At 47.9% G+C, this 564-nt stretch carries 2 tRNA genes and 1 rRNA gene; all 3 read right to left on the minus strand.

Annotation, left to right across the window (positions count from 1 at the left end):
* Nucleotides 1-100 precede the first annotated feature (100 nt).
* The 3 genes from AC3WT9_RS34655 to rrf all read right to left on the minus strand — a co-directional run bounded on the left by AC3WT9_RS34655 (nt 101) and on the right by rrf (nt 438).
* Nucleotides 101-176: transfer RNA gene (locus AC3WT9_RS34655), tRNA-Ala, on the minus strand.
* A 21-nt stretch (nt 177-197) separates the two neighbouring features.
* Nucleotides 198-274: transfer RNA gene (locus AC3WT9_RS34660), tRNA-Ile, on the minus strand.
* A 47-nt stretch (nt 275-321) separates the two neighbouring features.
* Nucleotides 322-438 (minus strand): 5S ribosomal RNA (rrf, locus tag AC3WT9_RS34665).
* Nucleotides 439-564: the final 126 nt, after the last annotated feature.

The following is a 564-nucleotide window of genomic DNA, read 5'->3' on the forward strand; positions in this document are numbered from 1 at the left end:
ACTTGTTTACACAAGTTTCAGCTAAAAGATGTTCTAAAACGCAAATTCGTTTCGGTATCCAGTTTTCAAGGATCAAGGTATTACTATTGATGAAGTTTGTTGGTGGAGCCAAGCGGGATCGAACCGCTGACCTCCTGCTTGCAAGGCAGGCGCTCTCCCAGCTGAGCTATGGCCCCATAAAGGAATTTAATGTTATATGGTGGGCCTTGGTGGACTCGAACCACCGACCTCACCCTTATCAGAGGTGCGCTCTAACCAACTGAGCTAAAAGCCCATATAACATATATAACATTTTTGAATCAACCAACGAATTGGTTGTCCGCTTGGCAGCGTCCTACTCTCCCAGGACCCTTCGGTCCAAGTACCATTGGCGCTGGAGGACTTAACGGTCGTGTTCGGGATGGGTACGTGTGGAACCCCTCCGCTATCGCCACCAAACGCATACGAAAGAGACTTGCTCTTTCAAAACTGAACACGAGTGAGTGTTTTGGAAGCTAAGCTTCCGATTTGAATGTTTCCGTTGCAGGAAACGATTCTCCATAGAAAGGAGGTGATCCAGCCGCA

The organism is Paenibacillus sp. EB106-06-01-XG199, from assembly GCF_058791575.1.